At 61.5% G+C, this 16,398-nt stretch carries 14 protein-coding genes; 9 read left to right on the top strand and 5 right to left on the bottom strand.

Annotated elements, in window-relative coordinates:
- The first annotated feature begins 68 nt into the window (after positions 1-68).
- Positions 69-2,156: a TonB-dependent receptor gene (locus tag BMZ57_RS19610; protein WP_069672848.1), complete on the top strand. Its 2,088-nt coding sequence runs from the start codon at positions 69-71 to the stop codon at positions 2,154-2,156.
- A gap of 38 nt (positions 2,157-2,194) precedes the next feature.
- Here BMZ57_RS19610 and BMZ57_RS19605 read toward each other — a convergent pair whose 3' ends face one another.
- The 3 genes from BMZ57_RS19605 to BMZ57_RS19595 form a co-directional block, all read right to left on the bottom strand.
- On the bottom strand, positions 2,195-2,413 hold the full coding sequence (locus BMZ57_RS19605; RefSeq protein WP_010214036.1) for a hypothetical protein: 219 nt from the start codon (positions 2,411-2,413) through the stop codon (positions 2,195-2,197).
- A 234-nt stretch (positions 2,414-2,647) separates the two neighbouring features.
- Positions 2,648-3,754 (bottom strand): agmatine deiminase, encoded by a 1,107-nt coding sequence (gene aguA, locus BMZ57_RS19600; RefSeq protein WP_069672849.1) that lies wholly within the window; start codon positions 3,752-3,754, stop codon positions 2,648-2,650.
- A 121-nt stretch (positions 3,755-3,875) separates the two neighbouring features.
- On the bottom strand, positions 3,876-6,776 hold the full coding sequence (locus BMZ57_RS19595) for an aminotransferase (RefSeq protein WP_042571318.1): 2,901 nt from the start codon (positions 6,774-6,776) through the stop codon (positions 3,876-3,878).
- Positions 6,777-6,927: 151 nt separating this feature from the next.
- Between BMZ57_RS19595 and rfbB the strand changes: the two genes are divergently transcribed.
- The 7 genes from rfbB to BMZ57_RS19560 are packed head-to-tail and all read left to right on the top strand — an operon-like array spanning position 6,928 to position 13,990.
- Positions 6,928-8,010, top strand: coding sequence for a dTDP-glucose 4,6-dehydratase (gene rfbB, locus BMZ57_RS19590; RefSeq protein ID WP_021492338.1), 1,083 nt, complete (start codon positions 6,928-6,930; stop codon positions 8,008-8,010).
- Entirely contained in the window at positions 8,007-8,882 is an 876-nt protein-coding gene (gene rfbA, locus BMZ57_RS19585; protein ID WP_021492339.1) for a glucose-1-phosphate thymidylyltransferase RfbA, read from the top strand. Before rfbB ends, rfbA begins: the two co-directional genes overlap by 4 nt.
- On the top strand, positions 8,879-9,424 hold the full coding sequence (gene rfbC / locus BMZ57_RS19580; RefSeq protein ID WP_010214044.1) for a dTDP-4-dehydrorhamnose 3,5-epimerase: 546 nt from the start codon (positions 8,879-8,881) through the stop codon (positions 9,422-9,424). Before rfbA ends, rfbC begins: the two co-directional genes overlap by 4 nt.
- Complete coding sequence (gene rfbD, locus BMZ57_RS19575; protein ID WP_010214045.1) at positions 9,421-10,290, top strand: dTDP-4-dehydrorhamnose reductase; 870 nt, start codon at positions 9,421-9,423, stop codon at positions 10,288-10,290. Before rfbC ends, rfbD begins: the two co-directional genes overlap by 4 nt.
- A 36-nt stretch (positions 10,291-10,326) precedes the next feature.
- Positions 10,327-12,135: a sensor histidine kinase gene (locus BMZ57_RS19570; RefSeq protein WP_021492341.1), complete on the top strand. Its 1,809-nt coding sequence runs from the start codon at positions 10,327-10,329 to the stop codon at positions 12,133-12,135.
- Positions 12,132-13,508 (top strand): sigma-54-dependent transcriptional regulator, encoded by a 1,377-nt coding sequence (locus tag BMZ57_RS19565; protein WP_010214047.1) that lies wholly within the window; start codon positions 12,132-12,134, stop codon positions 13,506-13,508. Before BMZ57_RS19570 ends, BMZ57_RS19565 begins: the two co-directional genes overlap by 4 nt.
- A 26-nt stretch (positions 13,509-13,534) precedes the next feature.
- On the top strand, positions 13,535-13,990 hold the full coding sequence (locus BMZ57_RS19560; protein ID WP_021492342.1) for a YiiD C-terminal domain-containing protein: 456 nt from the start codon (positions 13,535-13,537) through the stop codon (positions 13,988-13,990).
- Positions 13,991-14,116: 126 nt separating this feature from the next.
- Here BMZ57_RS19560 and cysQ read toward each other — a convergent pair whose 3' ends face one another.
- Together cysQ and nudE are read right to left on the bottom strand one after the other, a co-directional pair.
- Positions 14,117-14,953 (bottom strand): 3'(2'),5'-bisphosphate nucleotidase CysQ, encoded by an 837-nt coding sequence (gene cysQ / locus BMZ57_RS19555; protein WP_010214052.1) that lies wholly within the window; start codon positions 14,951-14,953, stop codon positions 14,117-14,119.
- Positions 14,950-15,516 carry an ADP compounds hydrolase NudE gene (gene nudE, locus BMZ57_RS19550; protein ID WP_010214054.1) on the bottom strand — a complete coding sequence of 189 codons (567 nt, stop codon included), beginning with the start codon at positions 15,514-15,516 and terminating at the stop codon, positions 14,950-14,952. The genes cysQ and nudE overlap by 4 nt, the downstream gene beginning before the upstream one ends.
- An 87-nt stretch (positions 15,517-15,603) precedes the next feature.
- Between nudE and yrfG the strand changes: the two genes are divergently transcribed.
- Positions 15,604-16,266: a GMP/IMP nucleotidase gene (gene yrfG / locus BMZ57_RS19545; RefSeq protein ID WP_010214058.1), complete on the top strand. Its 663-nt coding sequence runs from the start codon at positions 15,604-15,606 to the stop codon at positions 16,264-16,266.
- Positions 16,267-16,398: the final 132 nt, after the last annotated feature.

Genomic DNA, 16,398 nt, shown 5'->3' with positions numbered 1-16,398 from the left:
ACGCACGTAAATGCAAAGCATTACCATTAACGCAGTTTGCCTCCCTAACAATTCGGATACATTTCTCCATGCCTGCCCTTCGCCTGACGCCCATCACCCTTGGGCTCTCCGTTCTGCTGTCTGTCGGTTTTGCTTGTGCGGCCACTACCTTGCCTGAAACCTCGATCAGCGCCGAAGTTGACGAAGACGACCCACGCGTCAAAGAAACCAGCACCGCCACCCGCACCGCCACACCCGTGCGTTATGTGCCTCAGGCCATCGACTCAGTGAAGACCGAAAGCCTGCGTTCCTATGGCACTAATGACCTGGGCCAGGCATTGAGCGGCATCCCCAACGTCAGCAGCGGCGCCGACACGCGCTTCGACAGCGTGCGCATCCGGGGTTTCGACGCGAGCAATGACTTCTATCTGGATGGCATTCGCGACGACAGCCAATATGTGCGCGACCTGCACAACATCGAGCGCATCGAAGTGCTCAAGGGGCCGGCAGCCGTACTCTACGGGCGAGGCGGTCAGGGAGGAATCGTCAACCGCGTGAGCAAACTGCCTATGGCCGGGCACAAATCAAGCATCGAAGCCCAGGGCGGCAGCGACGATCTGCGCAGTGTGTACGCCGACCTCAGCACCGACCCCACGGATAACATCAGCCTGCGCCTGAACATGGGTAATCAAGACAACAACAGCTTCCGCGATGGCGTCAGCGGCAATCGCCAGTTGTTCGCTCCGTCCATGAGCTGGCAGCTCACGCCGGACCTGAACTGGCTGGTGCAATACGAATACAGCCGTTACAACCGCACGCCTGACCGTGGCATTCCCGGCGTCAACGGCCGACCCGCGGATGTCAGTCGCAGCACCACCTACTTTGATAACCGCGATTACATCGACGACAAAACCCAGTCGCTACGCTCCAAGCTGGCTTATGAACTCAATGACAACTGGCAACTGCGCCAGACCCTGGGCGTGTTCAAGCTCGACAGCGATTTCGACAATACCTATCAAACCGCCTATGTGCCGGCGACCCACAGCGTGACACGCCAACGCTGGCAGCAAGACCTCACCACCCTCAATGTCTTCAACAACGTCGAGCTGGAAGGTGGCTTCAGTACCTACGGCCTGGAACATCGCGTGCTCACCGGCCTCGAACTGGGCAGTCAGCGCCGCGATCCGAAGCTGTACACCGCCACCGCCGTCAACCGAGGCGGCCAGGCGGTGCCGAGCCTGGACCTCAGCCAGCCCAACCGCAACCTCAGCCACACCGGCCGTATGAGCCTGTCGAGCAACAACCACACCGAAGTCGAAAGCCGTGCCCTTTACGTGCAGGACCAACTGCGCCTGAATGACCAATGGCAAGTCCTGGCCGGTCTGCGTTACGACCGGTTCGAAGTGGACACCCAAAACAAACTGCTCAATACCCAGCAGGACGTCAAAAGCCACAGCACCAGCCCGCGCTTCGGCCTGGTCTGGACGCCACTGGAACATCACACCTTCTATGCTTCGTGGAGCAAGACGTTTTCTCCCGCAGGCGGTGGCTTGATCGGTATCACCCCCAACGCTGCCGGCAGCGTCAACGACCTGAGCCCCGAGCTGACCAAGCAGAAGGAGATCGGGGTCAAGAGCGACTGGCTCGACGACCGCCTGAGCACCACCCTGGCGGTGTACGAGTTGGAACTCTACAACCGCCGCACCAGCGACCCCCTGGATCGCACAATCACGCTGCTCAGCGGTTTGCAGCGCTCACGCGGCGTGGAGCTGACCGCCACCGGCAAGATCGTCGGCAACTGGTACGTGCGTGGTGGTGTCGGCCTGCAAGAGGCCACGGTCGAGAAGGATAACAACGGCTTTGAAGGCAAGCGCGTCAGCGATGTGGCCAAACGCAATGCCAGCCTGTTCATTACCTGGAAACCGGAGATGGGCTGGTACGCGGAAACCGGCTTGACCCTGGTCGGCGATCGCTATGCCGACAACCTCAACACCGTGGTGCTGCCGGGCTATGGTCGCTGGGATGCGTTGGCTGGGTTCCGCCAGAAGGAATGGGACGTCAGGGCGGCGCTGAACAATATCGCGGATAAAACCTACTACGCGTCGGCGACCAGTGTGGCGCAAATTCAGCCGGGAGAACCGCGTAGCGTGGTAGTGACAGGGACTTACAGCTTCTAATGCAGCGCCTCTCCCTGTAGGAGCCGGCAAGCCGGCGCCTACAGGCTCTTCAACAAATCGCACAACACGTGCACTTCATCCTCACTGAACAACCCCGCCGGATAACGTTCACTCATCACGCTGCGCCAGTCAGGCTGTTGCCTGATCTGCCGCGGGCCGTTTTCCCTCAACCAGAGCGCCAGCACATGGATCGCGTCGCCGTTGACCCGCAAAGGGTGGGACGTGCGCGTGTACATCAGGTTGATATCGGCATTCATTTCAGCGCTCTCTCCTACTGCGTGAGCGGCTAACTTACTCAAGGTTTATGACAGAACTGCGCAGTCATCGCCTTGGGCCACTGTCACACCGGCGATACAAGAGCTATGCCAATGTCTCGTGTTCATAGGCGTTTGGCCACAAAAATGCCCGCGACCTGTCTGGGTCGCGGGCTGGTTGTGGACGCCTGAACCGATCAGCGCCGGTTCGTCGTCATGGTGCTGTTACAACTGCACTCAGTTTTTGTGCGGCGCTGGCTGTTGTTGGGTCAGGCAGTGGATATTGCCGCCACCCAGTAACAGTTCGCGGCCCGGCACCATCACTACTTCATGCTGCGGGAACAGGTCCTGCAGGATAGCCTTGGCCTGGCTGTCCAGCGGGTCGTCGAAGCTCGGCGCGATGATGCCACCGTTGACGATCAGGAAGTTGACGTAGGAACCCGCCAACCGCACCGTCGGATTACGTTCCTGGGTGCCGTCAACCGGGTCGACACCCTCACATTCTTCCTCGGTCGCGTACAGCGGGCCCGGAATCGGCATTTTATGCACTGTGAACGAGCGGCCCTGGGCGTCGGTGCTGCTTTGCAGCACGTCCATGGCGGCGTGACAGCGCGCGTAGTTCGGGTCTTGCGGGTCGTCAGTCCAGGCCAGCAGCACTTCGCCCGGGCGCACGTAGCAGCAGAAGTTATCCACATGGCCGTCAGTTTCGTCGTTGAACAGGCCGTCCGGCAACCAGATGATCTTATCCACAGCCAGATTGGCGCTCAGCACCGCTTCGATCTCGGCACGGTCGAGGTGCGGGTTGCGATTGCGGTTGAGCAGGCATTCTTCGGTGGTGATCAGGGTGCCTTCGCCGTCGACATGGATCGACCCACCTTCCAGCACAAAGCCTTCGGTGCGATAGCGTGGCGCGCGTTCGATTTCGAGGATCTTGCCGCCGACTTGCGAATCGCGGTTCCACGGCGAATACAGGCCGCCGTCGAAACCGCCCCAGGCGTTGAAGTCCCAGTTCACGCCGCGCACCTCACCGCTGTCGTTGATCACGAAGGTCGGGCCAGTGTCACGTACCCAGGCGTCATCGCTGGACATTTCCACCACGCGGATGTTCGGCACATCCAGGCGCGCGCGGGCGTTTTCGTATTGACCGGCGGAAACCGCCACCGTGACCGGTTCAAAACGTGCAATGGCCTTGGCCACCGCCACATGAGCCGCCTGCGCCGGTTTGCCGCCCAGGCGCCAGTTGTCCGAGCGCTCAGGCCAGATCATCCAGACCTGAGTCTGTGGTGCCCATTCGGCAGGCATGCGGAAGCCATCGGCGCGTGGGGTGCTGTGCAGGGTGGTCATGGCGATCAGGACTCCGAATGGGGGTAAAGCCGACTTTATAACGGATAAAAATCGGCTTTAGAAGCGACAAAACATCATGGCTGATAACCATGAGATTATTTAGCCGATAAGAATCGACTATCTACAACTGTTCATCCAGCACTTTCGACAGCATGTCGACGAAGAAATCCACACTGTGTCGAGACGTGACCATCGGCGGCTTGATCTTGAGGATGTTCAAATAATCCCCCGTCGGTTGCATGAAAATCCCCAATTCCCGCAGGCGATCACACAGCAACGTGGTCTCTTCAGTAGCGGGTTCCAGGGTTTGCCGATCGCGGACCAACTCCAGTCCAAGATAAAAACCTGAGCCGTGGACAGCCCCCACTAACGGATGACGATCAATCAGTTCTTCCAACCGGGCCTTGAAATGCCCACCAACCACCCGGGCGTTTTCCCACAACTTTTCCTCTTCCATCACATCCAGCACGGCCATTCCGATCCGGCAACTCACCGGACTGCCTCCCGACGACGAGAAGAAATACCCCTCAGCTTCCAGCGCCTCGGCGATTTCCCGCCGAGTAATGACCGCGCCCAGCGGCTGGCCATTCCCCATGCCCTTGGCCATTGTAATGATGTCAGGCACCACGCCTTGCTCTTCAAAGCCCCAGAAAAAATGCCCCATACGGCCGTAACCCACCTGCACTTCATCGGCGATGCACACGCCACCCTGGGCGCGGACGAGTCCGTACACCTGCTGCAAATAGCCCGGCGGCAACGAGATGCCACCTGCATTGCCATACACCGGCTCGCAGATGAAACCCGCCAGTTGGCGTTGGCTCGCGGCAATTTTCGCCAGGTTGTGCTCCACGCTTCGGACGTAATCCGGCGCACTGTCCTGCCCGCGGAACTCACCGCGATACGTATTGGGCGCGGTCACCGGGTGCACCCAGTCCGGGCGGCTGCTCAACGCCTGGGGATTGTCGGCAATCGACGTGGACACCGCATCCGCCGCCACCGACCAGCCGTGGTACGCCTCCAGCACGCTGAGCATGTCGCGTCCGCCGCTGTAGGCCCAGGCCAGGCGGATCGCCAAATCATTGGCCTCGGTGCCGCTGTTGACCAGGAACACCCGGTCCATGCCCTCAGGCGCCAGCGCCAGCAAACGCTCGGAAAATTCGGCAACGGCCGCGTAATGGAAACGCGAGTTGGTATTGAGCAACGACCACTGCCGCGCTGCCACTGCCGCCATGCGCGGGTGACCATGGCCCAGCACGGCGACGTTGTTGAGCATGTCCAGGTAGGAACGGCCCTGCATGTCGATCAGGTGGTTGCGCCAGCCACGTTCGATGCGTGGCGGGTCGGCATAATAGTGCTTTTGCGAACGGGCGAAACTGGCGTCGCGGCGGGCCAGCAAGGCCTCAGGGTCCAACTCTGGTTCGGCGTCGCAGGCCAGGCCCAACAGCGCGGCCGGCGATGGGCACAGCGATTGCCATGCCTGTGCCCGTGACGGCGTGCAAAACAACGGTGCGGGCACGTCAGCACGGCACAGTTGCACAATGAGCGGGCCTTCGACTTCACCGATCACCTGGCCCTTGAGCACTGCGGCACCTGGCTGCAACAGTGCTTTCATGCCCCATAGCCACACGCTTGCCTCACTGCTGTGCACCTGAAGCCCACCGTTGGCGCCCGGTCGTACAACACCTGCAAACGGCGCTTCAACCGATGTACCCAAAGGCACGTGCAGTTCGACATGCAACGGGAACGTCTCTGGCTCAATCGCGCTGTCAGGCTGGGTCTGCGACAAACGGTATTGCCCATAGCGACTTGCCGCCAGGCCATGCACCGCCGCCGCCTCCTGCAACAGCCGTTGATCGACCCCCGGTTGTTCCCAGTTACCCGCCTCGAAATGCGGGCTGAGCACGCCCAGGTCGATCAACGCAAACTCACGCCCAACCAACCCCGGCAGCAACGGCGCAAAGCCTTGACTGGCGAGGGGTGCCGGCGCCTGACCGACGCAGCCCAGAATGGCCGCCTCCATCAATGCAAATGGCACTGACGTGGCTACATGGAAAATTTCCCACTCATGCTCGGCGTTTTTCAGCAGGTAGCGGTTATCCGGATCCAGGCGTTGCTGCTGCTCGCTGCTCAGCACCAGCACCGCCGCACGGGCGACGATCAGCGGCCACAGCGCCAGCAGTTCTTCGTGCTGCAACGGCGTGACCGCGTGGCAGGCCTGGATCGCCGGCAGGATCGCAAAGGGATCGCCGTCAGCATGATGCAGCAACGCCGCGCAAGTCACCGACAGATCGGCAATGCGCCAGGTGTGCACAAGGTCGCCGAAATCGATCACGCCCTGAATCTGCCAGTGCCGTTGCGCATCGCGCTGCCACACCACGTTGTCGTCGGTGATGTCCATGTGCACCGCCTGCCACGGCAAGTGATCGGCCAAGGGGCGGATACGCGCTTCGACCTGCTCGGCCACTTGCTCCAGTGCCAGGCGATGCGGCAGGTTTTCCAAGGTCGCCAACAGATGCTTGATCAATGCCTGGGCATGGCGCGGGTCCCACTGCAGCGTGCGTTGCAGGCCCGGATGCTCGAACCGCGCCAGCGCCTGGCTCATCCGCCCACACAGGTCACCAAACCCTGCGATCACCCCGCGCCCCAGGTGGGGCAGATGGGTCAACGGCTGGCCATCGATGTACTCCAGCACGCGCACGTGCAGGGCTTGACCTTCGAGGTTCAGGGTCAACAGCGCTTCCCCGGTCAAAGACTTGATGACCTTGGGTACGCGTACCGTCTGCAGCCTATCAAGCGCAGCGTGCTGGGCGTGCAGTTCAACAGCGTCGTAGTCGCCCCGACAGATTTTCAGAACAAACCGGCCGCGGGGGCTGTCGACTCTGTAGTTGAGGTCTTGCTGACTGCCCAATGATTGCAAGGTGCCAGCTAGGCCGTAATGTTGCGCGAGCAGTTGAGCCACCTGATCGGTGCCCACTTGCGGGCAGGGTAGACTGGCGCGATGGATCAGGGTGGCGAGCGGCATTGTGACGACCTCGGTTTTTTTAGGCGTCTATATCGCCATTGTTCTGGTGGATAAGGCAACCCCTAGTCACACCGCGCTTGCGCCACCTCGCCACACAACTCAAGCTATGCTCCATTCGCTTAATGTCCGTCTAAGGAAAAGGCCCTCCGACATGCGCATTCTCATCACCGGTGGTGCCGGTTTTATTGGCTCTGCCCTGATCCGTCACCTGATTCAACACACCGAGCACGAAGTCCTCAACCTGGACAAACTCACCTATGCGGGCAATCTGGAGTCGCTGGCCAGCATCGCGTCCAACAGCCGCTATGAGTTCGTCCAGGCCGATATCATCGACCAGGCCACTGTCAGCGCCATACTGGAGCGCTTCGAGCCCCAGGCGATCATGCACTTGGCGGCAGAGTCCCATGTCGACCGCTCGATTGATGGCCCATCGGATTTCATTCAAACCAATATCGTCGGCACCTACAGCCTGCTGGAGGCCGCCCGCGCCTATTGGCAGACGTTGGCCGAGCCCGCCAAGGGTAACTTCCGTTTCCATCACATTTCCACTGACGAAGTGTACGGTGACCTGCACGGCGTGGATGACCTGTTCACTGAAACCACGCCCTATGCGCCCAGCTCGCCGTACTCTGCGAGCAAGGCGGCGTCCGACCACCTGGTACGCGCATGGCAACGCACCTATGGCCTGCCGGTGCTGCTCACGAACTGTTCGAACAACTACGGGCCGTTCCACTTCCCCGAGAAGCTGATCCCCTTGGTGATCCTCAACGCACTCGCGGGCAAACCATTGCCGGTCTATGGCAATGGCTTACAAGTACGTGACTGGCTGTTTGTCGAGGACCATGCCCGCGCGCTGCTGAAAGTAGTGACCGAGGGTATCGTCGGCGAAACCTATAATATCGGCGGTCACAATGAGCAAAAAAACATCGATGTCGTGCGTGGCATCTGCCAATTGCTGGAAGAGTTGGCACCCCAACGCCCCAGCGGCGTCGAAAAATTCGCCGACCTGATCACGTTCGTCAAAGACCGCCCCGGCCACGATCAGCGTTATGCAATCGATGCCAGCAAGATTGAACGCGAGCTAGGCTGGGTTCCTGAAGAAACCTTCGAATCCGGTTTGCGCAAGACCGTGCAGTGGTACCTCGATAACCTGGAATGGTGCCGCAGGGTCCAGGATGGCAGCTATCAGGGCGAACGTTTAGGCAACACTGACTTTAAGGATTTGATCGCATGATGAAGGGAATCGTATTGGCCGGCGGGTCCGGCACACGTTTGCACCCCATTACCCTGGGTGTGTCCAAGCAGTTGTTGCCGGTGTACGACAAGCCGATGATCTACTACCCGATCTCCGTGCTGATGCTGGCGGGTATCAAGGACATCCTGGTGATTTCCACCCCCGTGGACTTGCCGCAATACCGCAACTTGCTGGGCGATGGCAGCCAGTTTGGCGTGCGTTTCAGCTACGCCGAGCAGCCAACCCCGGATGGCCTGGCCCAGGCGTTCATCATTGGTGAAGAGTTCATCGGCGATGATCCTGTGTGCCTGATCCTGGGCGACAATATCTTCCATGGTCAGCATTTCGGCGAACAACTGCTTGGTGCGGCCAAGCGAGCGTCTGGCGCTACTGTTTTCGGCTACTGGGTCAAGGACCCGGAGCGCTTTGGCGTGATCGACTTCGACAGCGAGGGCCGTGCCCTCTCCATCGAAGAAAAGCCGGCGAAGCCAAAATCCAGCTATGCCGTGACCGGCCTGTACTTCTACGACAACGACGTGATCAAGATCGCCAAGGCGGTCAAGCCTTCGCCCCGTGGCGAGTATGAGATTACCGACGTCAACAACGCCTACCTCAAGCGCGGCGACCTGCATGTAGAGCGTTTCGGCCGTGGTTTTGCCTGGCTGGATACGGGCACCCATGACAGCTTGCTGGAGGCCTCGCAGTACGTGCAGACCATCGAGCACCGCCAAGGCCTGAAAGTAGCCTGCCTAGAAGAAGTCGCCTATGAAAATGGCTGGATCAACCGCGAACACCTGCTGGAGCGTGCCAAATACTTCGGCAAGACCGGCTATGGCCAATACCTGTACTCGCTGGCTGGAGAGAATCAGTGAACGTCATTGAAACCTCGCTGCCCGACGTGCTGATCATCGAACCCAAGGTGTTCGGTGATGAACGTGGCTTCTTCTACGAAAGCTTCAACGCCCGGGCTTTTGAAGAGGCAACGGGTCTCAAGCGTCAGTTTGTTCAGGACAACCACTCACGCTCCCAGAAGGGCGTGCTGCGTGGCCTGCATTACCAACTCGAACACACCCAAGGCAAACTGGTGCGTGTCACCGCCGGTGAAGTATTGGACGTAGCCGTCGATATCCGCCGCAGCTCGCCGAATTTCGGCCAGTGGGTGGGTGTACGCTTATCGGCCCAGAATCACCGCCAACTATGGGTGCCGGAAGGTTTTGCGCATGGATTCGTGGTACTGAGCGAACACGCCGAGTTCCTGTACAAAACCACTGACTACTACCAGCCCAGTGCCGAACGCTGCATCCTGTGGAATGACCCGACACTGGCAATCGACTGGGAGCTGAGCGAGGCGCCACAGCTGTCCGCCAAGGACCAGGCGGGTAAACCCTTGATGGAAGCTGACGTGTTCCCATGAAAATCTTGATCACCGGCCAACATGGCCAAGTCTCCCGCGAGCTGCAACTGCGGCTCCAAGGCCTGGGCGAGCTCGTCGTCCTGGGACGCGACCAGCTTGACCTGGCCGAAGCGGAGCACATTCGCCAGCAGGTGCGGGCCCATCGCCCTCACCTGATCATCAACGCAGCGGCCCACACGGCCGTCGATCTGGCCGAGAGCGAGCCGGACGCGGCCTTCGCCATCAATGCCATCGCCCCGGGCATCCTTGCCGAAGAGGCCAAGGCGCTGGGCATCCCGCTGATCCACTATTCCACCGACTACGTGTTCGACGGCAGCAAACCTGCCCCCTACCGCGAAAGCGACACGCCGAACCCGCTGGGCGTCTACGGCCAGAGCAAACTGGCGGGCGAGCAGGCGATTGCGGCCGTCGGCGGCGAATACCTCATTCTGCGCACCAGTTGGGTCTACTCCAACCACGGCAAGAACTTCCTGCTGACCATGCAGCGGCTGCTGCAGGAGAAGCCGCAAATGCGCATCGTCGCCGATCAGATCGGCGCGCCGACCTGGGCCGGCAGCATTGCCAACAGCACGCGCGCGTTGATCGAGCGCTGGCAAGCAGGCGAACCGGGGGAATGGGGCATTTATCACCTGAGTGCTCAAGGCGAAACCTCCTGGTTCGGTTTTGCCGAAGCCATTGGCGACCACCTGCGTCAGCAAGGCAAAGCCTGCGCCGAACTGGAGCCCATCCCGTCCAGCGCTTATCCGACGCCCGCCAAGCGCCCGCTGAACTCGCGCCTCGATTGCAGCCGCCTGCAGCAGCAATGGCACGTCAGCCAGCCACACTGGCAAGACGCATTGCGCGAGTGTCTTGCACTGCAGCACTAGGCATAATGCGCCTGTACCCACAGGCGCATGACTCCCATGACTCCACCCCTTCCGCGTAGACCCCGCTGGCGCAGCCTCGCCTTGTTGGCGTTGTGCCTGGCACCGCTGCTGTGGCCGCTGGAGCACCTGGCCGAGCGCTATTACCGCAGCGAGTTGGCCGGGCAGAACCGCCAGACCCTCGACCTGTACGTGGCCAACCTGCTCGGGACCCTGCACCGCTATGAGGTGCTGCCGCAGATCCTTGGCGACTTGCCGGCTTTGCGCACCGCGCTGGATGCGCCTGGGGTGAGCACCAACCTGGTCAACGCCAACCTGCTGCTCAAGGACGTCGCCGCCCAGGCCGGGGTGGAGGTGATGTACCTGATGGACACCACCGGCAAGACACTGGCTGCATCCAACTGGGATAAACAGGACAGCTTCGTCGGGCGTAATTTCTCGTTCCGGCCGTATTTCAGCGAAGCCATGGCCGGGCGCCTGGGGCGGTTCTTCGGCTTAGGCACCACCTCCGCCAAGCGCGGTTACTTCTTTGCCGCCGCCGTGCGCGATGGCGATACGATCATCGGCGTGCTGGTGGTCAAGGTCGACCTGGACCACACCGAAAGCCTGTGGGGTAACACCCCGGAGCAACTGCTGGTCACCGACCATAACGGTGTGGTGATCCTGACGTCGCGCCCACAATGGCGATTCCGCGCCACCCGGCCGCTGACCGCCGAAGAACGCCGGGCCATCATCGCCATCCAGCCCTACCCGACCCGCGACCCGCAACCACTGAGCCTGAGCAACACCGCCTGGTTGCGCCAATCCACAGCCATCGCCGAGACCGGCTGGAACGTGGAAATCCTCGCACCACGCTCGCTGATCAGCCGTCCGGTGCGCACGGTGGTGGCAGTCGGCGGCGCGACGCTGCTGGTGTTGATGCTGCTGCTGGGCTTGATGATGCAACGTCGCCGCCATTACCTGGAACGCATTGCGTTCGAAGCCAAGGCCCGTCGCGAGCTGGAAGCGCGAGTGGTCGAGCGGACCAGTGACCTCGAAGGCCTCAACCGGCGCCTGAAGCAGGAAGTGCTGGAGCGCGAACACGCGCAGCAGGAACTGGTGCGTGCCCAGGATGACCTGGTGCAGGCGGGCAAATTGTCGGCGCTGGGCACCATGTCGGCAAGCATCAGCCATGAACTCAACCAGCCCCTGGCGGCGATTCGCAGCTATGCAGAGAACGCTGAAATCCTGCTCGACCATGAGCGCACCACGGATGCGCGGGGCAACCTCAAGCTGATCAGCGAACTGACCGGGCGCATGGCCTCGATCATCGCCCACCTGCGCGCCTTTGCCCGTCGCGACCGCCATGCGCCCGAGAGCGTCGCCTTGCAACCGGCGCTGGACGATGCCCTGGCGCTGCTGGCCAAGCGGCGGCGGTCGATGGAGGTGGAACTGGTCCGTGACTTGCCCGAAGCCACCCTCTGGGTACAGGCGGGCGAAACCCGTTTGCGCCAGGTTCTGGGCAACCTGCTGGCCAACGCCCTCGACGCCCTCACCGAAAAAGGTCCGCCGCGCAAACTGTGGCTGAGTGCCGAAACCACCGATCAGGGCGTCAACCTGTACATTCGCGACAACGGCCCGGGCTTTTGCATGGAAGCCCTGGGCCGCGCCAGCGAGCCGTTCTACACCACCAAGACGCGCACCCAGGGCCTGGGGTTGGGGCTGGCGATCTGCGACACTCTGATGCGTGCCTTTGGCGGCGAACTGCTGTTTGCCAACCACAAGGAAGGCGGTGCGCTGTTAACCTTGAAATTGCGTGCCGGTGCGCCGGGCGTCAGTCTGCAACCGTCCGAGGACCGCAGTGTATGAGTATCGATAACCAGATTCAGGTGGTGTTGATCGACGATGATCCACACCTGCGTCAGGCGCTGTGCCAGACCCTGGACCTGGCCGGGCTGAACGTCCTGACCCTGGGCGAAGCCACCGGCCTCACTGCGCGCCTGTCGCGGGACTGGCCGGGCGTGGTGGTCAGCGACATCCGCATGCCCGGCATGGACGGCCTGGAGCTGCTCGCCGAGCTGCACGGCCAGGACCCGGAGTTGCCGGTGCTGCTGATCACCGGCCACGGCGATGTGCCGCTGGCGGTGCAGGCCATGCGTGCCGGGGCCTATGACTTCCTGGAAAAACCTTTCGCCAGCGACGCCCTGCTCGACAGTGTGCGCCGCGCCCTGGCCCTGCGCCGCCTGGTGCTGGACAACCGCAGCCTGCGCCTGGCCCTTAGCGACCGTCAGCAGTTGAGCACGCGACTGGTGGGCCACTCGCCGCAAATGCTGCGCCTGCGCGAGCAGATCGGCGCGCTGGCCGCGACCCGGGCTGACGTGCTGATCCTCGGCGAAACCGGCGCCGGCAAAGAGGTGGTCGCCCGCGCGCTGCACGATTTGTCGAGCCGCCGTAGCGGGCCTTTTGTGGCAATCAACGCCGGGGCACTGGCCGAGTCGGTCGTGGAGAGCGAACTGTTCGGCCATGAGCCGGGCGCCTTTACCGGCGCGCAGAAACGCCGTATCGGCAAGTTCGAATTCGCCAACGGCGGCACCTTGTTCCTCGATGAAATCGAAAGCATGAGCCTGGATGTTCAGGTCAAACTCTTGCGTCTGTTGCAGGAGCGCGTGGTGGAACGCCTGGGCGGCAATCAGCTGATCCCACTGGATATCCGCATCATCGCCGCCACCAAGGAAGACCTGCGCCAGTCCGCCGACCAGGGCCGCTTCCGTGCCGACCTGTATTACCGCCTCAACGTGGCGCCGCTGCGCATTCCACCCCTGCGCGAGCGCGGCGAAGATGCGTTGATGCTGTTCCAGCACTTCGCCGACGAAGCCAGCAGCCGCCACGGCCTGCCGCTGCATGAACTGCAACCGGGGCAGCGCGCGCTGTTATTGCGCCATAGCTGGCCGGGCAATGTGCGCGAATTGCAGAACGCGGCAGAGCGCTTTGCCCTGGGCCTGGAACTGGCGCTGGATAACACGCCGGACAATCCATCAGCTGGCACCCTGACCTCTACGCCCGGTGGCTTGAGCGAGCAAGTCGAGCAGTTCGAAAAAAGCCTGATTGCCGCCGAGCTGACCCGCCCCCACAGCTCCATGCGCAGCCTCGCGGAAGCCCTGGGCGTCCCGCGCAAGACCCTGCACGACAAGCTACGCAAGCATGGCCTGAACTTCGCCAACCAAAGCAGCGACGACGAATGACAGCCCCCACCCGCCAAGAGGCCCCCATGAGCCGCGACAGCCGTTACCTGGAATCCATCCTTCACCACGACATCCCCCTCACACGGGACATGGGCCTCAAGGTGCTCGACTGGACACAGGGGCAGTTGGAACTGCATCTGCCCTTGCAAGCCAACATCAATCACAAGAGCACCATGTTCGGCGGTAGCCTGTATTGCGGCGCGGTACTGGCGGGCTGGGGCTGGCTGCACTTGCAGTTGCGTGAAGAAGGGATTGAAGACGGGCATATCGTGATCCAGGAAGGCCAGATCAGTTACCCGTTGCCGGTTACGCGGGATGCGACGGTGGTGTGCCCGTCGCCGGAGGAAAAGGTGTGGAAGCGGTTTGTGGCGACGTACAAGCGCTATGGCCGCGCGCGGCTGACGCTGCAGACGTGGGTTGTGAATGAGGGCAGTGAAGCGCGAGCAGTCGTTTTCACCGGCCAATACGTCCTGCACCGCTAAAAGCTCCGGCACCGCCCACTGTAGGAGCGAGCTTGCTCGCGAAAAACCTGAGAGCGCCGCGATCAACCAGGGTCACCGCGTTATCGTTGACGATTTTCGCGAGCAAGCTCGCGCCTACACAAGGCGTCAGGAACGGGCGAGGGTCAGCAATCGCTCGCGCCATGCGGCTTTGGCCGGCAACGCTAAAAAGAACGGGTTCAACAACGATGCCCGCGCCGGGTAGCTGAACGGCTCACCGCTCAATTCCAGCACTTCCCCTCCTGCGCCTTCCAGCACACCCTGGGCCGCGGCCGTGTCCCACTGCGAGGTCGGCGCCAGGCGCGGATAGCAATCCGCACTGCCCTCGGCCAACAGGCAGAACTTCAGCGAGCTGCCGATATTCGCCAACTTCAACGCGCCCAGGCCTTCACTCAAGCCGTCCAACAGACGCTCCTGCTCCGGGCTGGTATGCCGGCGACTCGCGACCACGGTAAACGACTCGCCCGCTGCTGGCGCCTCGCGCACTTGAATCTGCTTGGGTGCTTCATTCACATCGGAGCGCCAGGCGCCCAGGCCCGCACCACCGAAGTAGCAACGCCCATTGGTGGGCATCGACACCACGCCAAACACCACGCGTCCTTGTTCGATCAACGCGATGTTCACGGTAAATTCTTCGCTGCCGGAGATAAACTCCTTGGTACCGTCCAACGGGTCCACCAGCCACCAGCGCTGCCAGCCGGCGCGCACGTTCTGGTCGATGTCGGCGTCTTCCTCGGACAGCACCGGAATGCTGGGGTCCAGTGCGGTCAGGCCCGCCAGGATCAAGTGATGGGCGGCCAAATCCGCTGCCGTCACCGGCGAATCATCGGCTTTGGAGGTGACGGCCACGTCGGCACGCCAGAACGGCAATATCACTTCACCAGCCTGACGAGCCAATTCGATCACAGGGGCAATAAACGGGTGGCCTAAAAAAAGTTCGCTCATGCGGTAAACGCTCCACGCTGGGTCAACAGGTCTCGTACCAGGTACAGCGCGGCCAGGGCACGGCCTTCGCTGAATTGCTCGTTCTGCGCGAGCATCGACAGCTCGCGCAGATTGACCCGGTCCACACGCATCGGCTCAGGTTCATCGCCTTCCAGGCGCTCTTCATAAAGATCGGTGGCCAATACCACCTGGATTTTCTGGCTCATGTAGCCAGGCGACAGCGACAGTTCGGTGAGGTGTTCCAACTGACGAGCGCCGTAACCAGCCTCTTCCTTGAGTTCCCGGTCTGCCGCCGCCAGTACGTCTTCGCCGGGTTCGATCAAGCCCTTGGGCAAGGACAATTCGTATTCGTCGGTGCCGCCGCAGTACTCTTCCACCAGCAACGCATGGTCTGCGTCGATCATTGCTACGATCATCACTGCGCCGTAACCGGCACCGCGACCCACCAGGCGCTCGTAGGTCCGCTCGACGCCATTGGAAAAGCGCAGTTGCACTTCCTCCACGCGGAACAAACGGCTACTGGCGACTATTTCGCGGGCGAGGACGGTGGGTTTCTGGCGCATAAGCGGCTCCTTGGCGTGATCGGGTTACTATACCGTGGCTTTTCCGATTGTCTGTGTCGGATATCTTTACTTACATGAGAACGCCCCATGCCCTCTTTGCCCTGGCACGCCATCGACACTGTCCTGCTGGACATGGACGGCACCCTGCTCGACCTGCATTACGACAACCACTTCTGGATGGAACACCTGCCCCAGCGATACGCCGAACTGCACGGGGTAAGCCGGGCGATGGCCGAGATGGAGCTGCAGCCGCTGTTCGAGCGTAACGCCGGACAGTTGCAATGGTATTGCCTGGATTTCTGGAGCGCAGAACTGAAGATCCCGGTGCGCGAACTCAAACTGGAAACCGCCCACCTCATCGCCCTGCGCCCGGATGCCGACACCTTCCTGGCGGCAATCAAACAGGCCGGCAAGCGTGTGATTCTGATCACCAACGCTCATCGTGATTCGCTGTCATTGAAGTTGGAACGCATTGAACTGGCGCCGCATTTCGAACGGTTGATCAGCTCCCACGATTACGGTTTCGCCAAGGAACACCCGCAGTTCTGGGACGCCCTGCAAGCCGACCTCCGCTTCGACCCGGCCCGCACCCTGTTTATCGACGATACCCTGCCCATCCTGCGCAGTGCCCAGGCATTTGGCGTGGGGCATTTGCTGGCGGTGAAAGAACCGGATAGCAAGAAGGGGCCTAAAGACACCGCAGAATTCGCGGCAGTCGGGGATTACAGAGAACTCATCGCCGGACTCTGAACGCCAAGTGGGAGAAGATCTCTGTGGGAGCCGGGCTTGCCCGCGATGCAGGCACCGCGGTGTTTAGCTCAAACCGAGGCGATGCTATCGCGGGCAAGCCCGGCTCCCACACAAACCCGCGCCCACATTGAC

This window comes from Pseudomonas simiae (genome assembly GCF_900111895.1).
Taxonomy (GTDB): Bacteria; Pseudomonadota; Gammaproteobacteria; order Pseudomonadales; family Pseudomonadaceae; genus Aquipseudomonas; species Aquipseudomonas simiae.
Note: the sequence above shows the minus strand (reverse complement) of the source record. Positions and strands in the feature narration are given on the sequence as shown.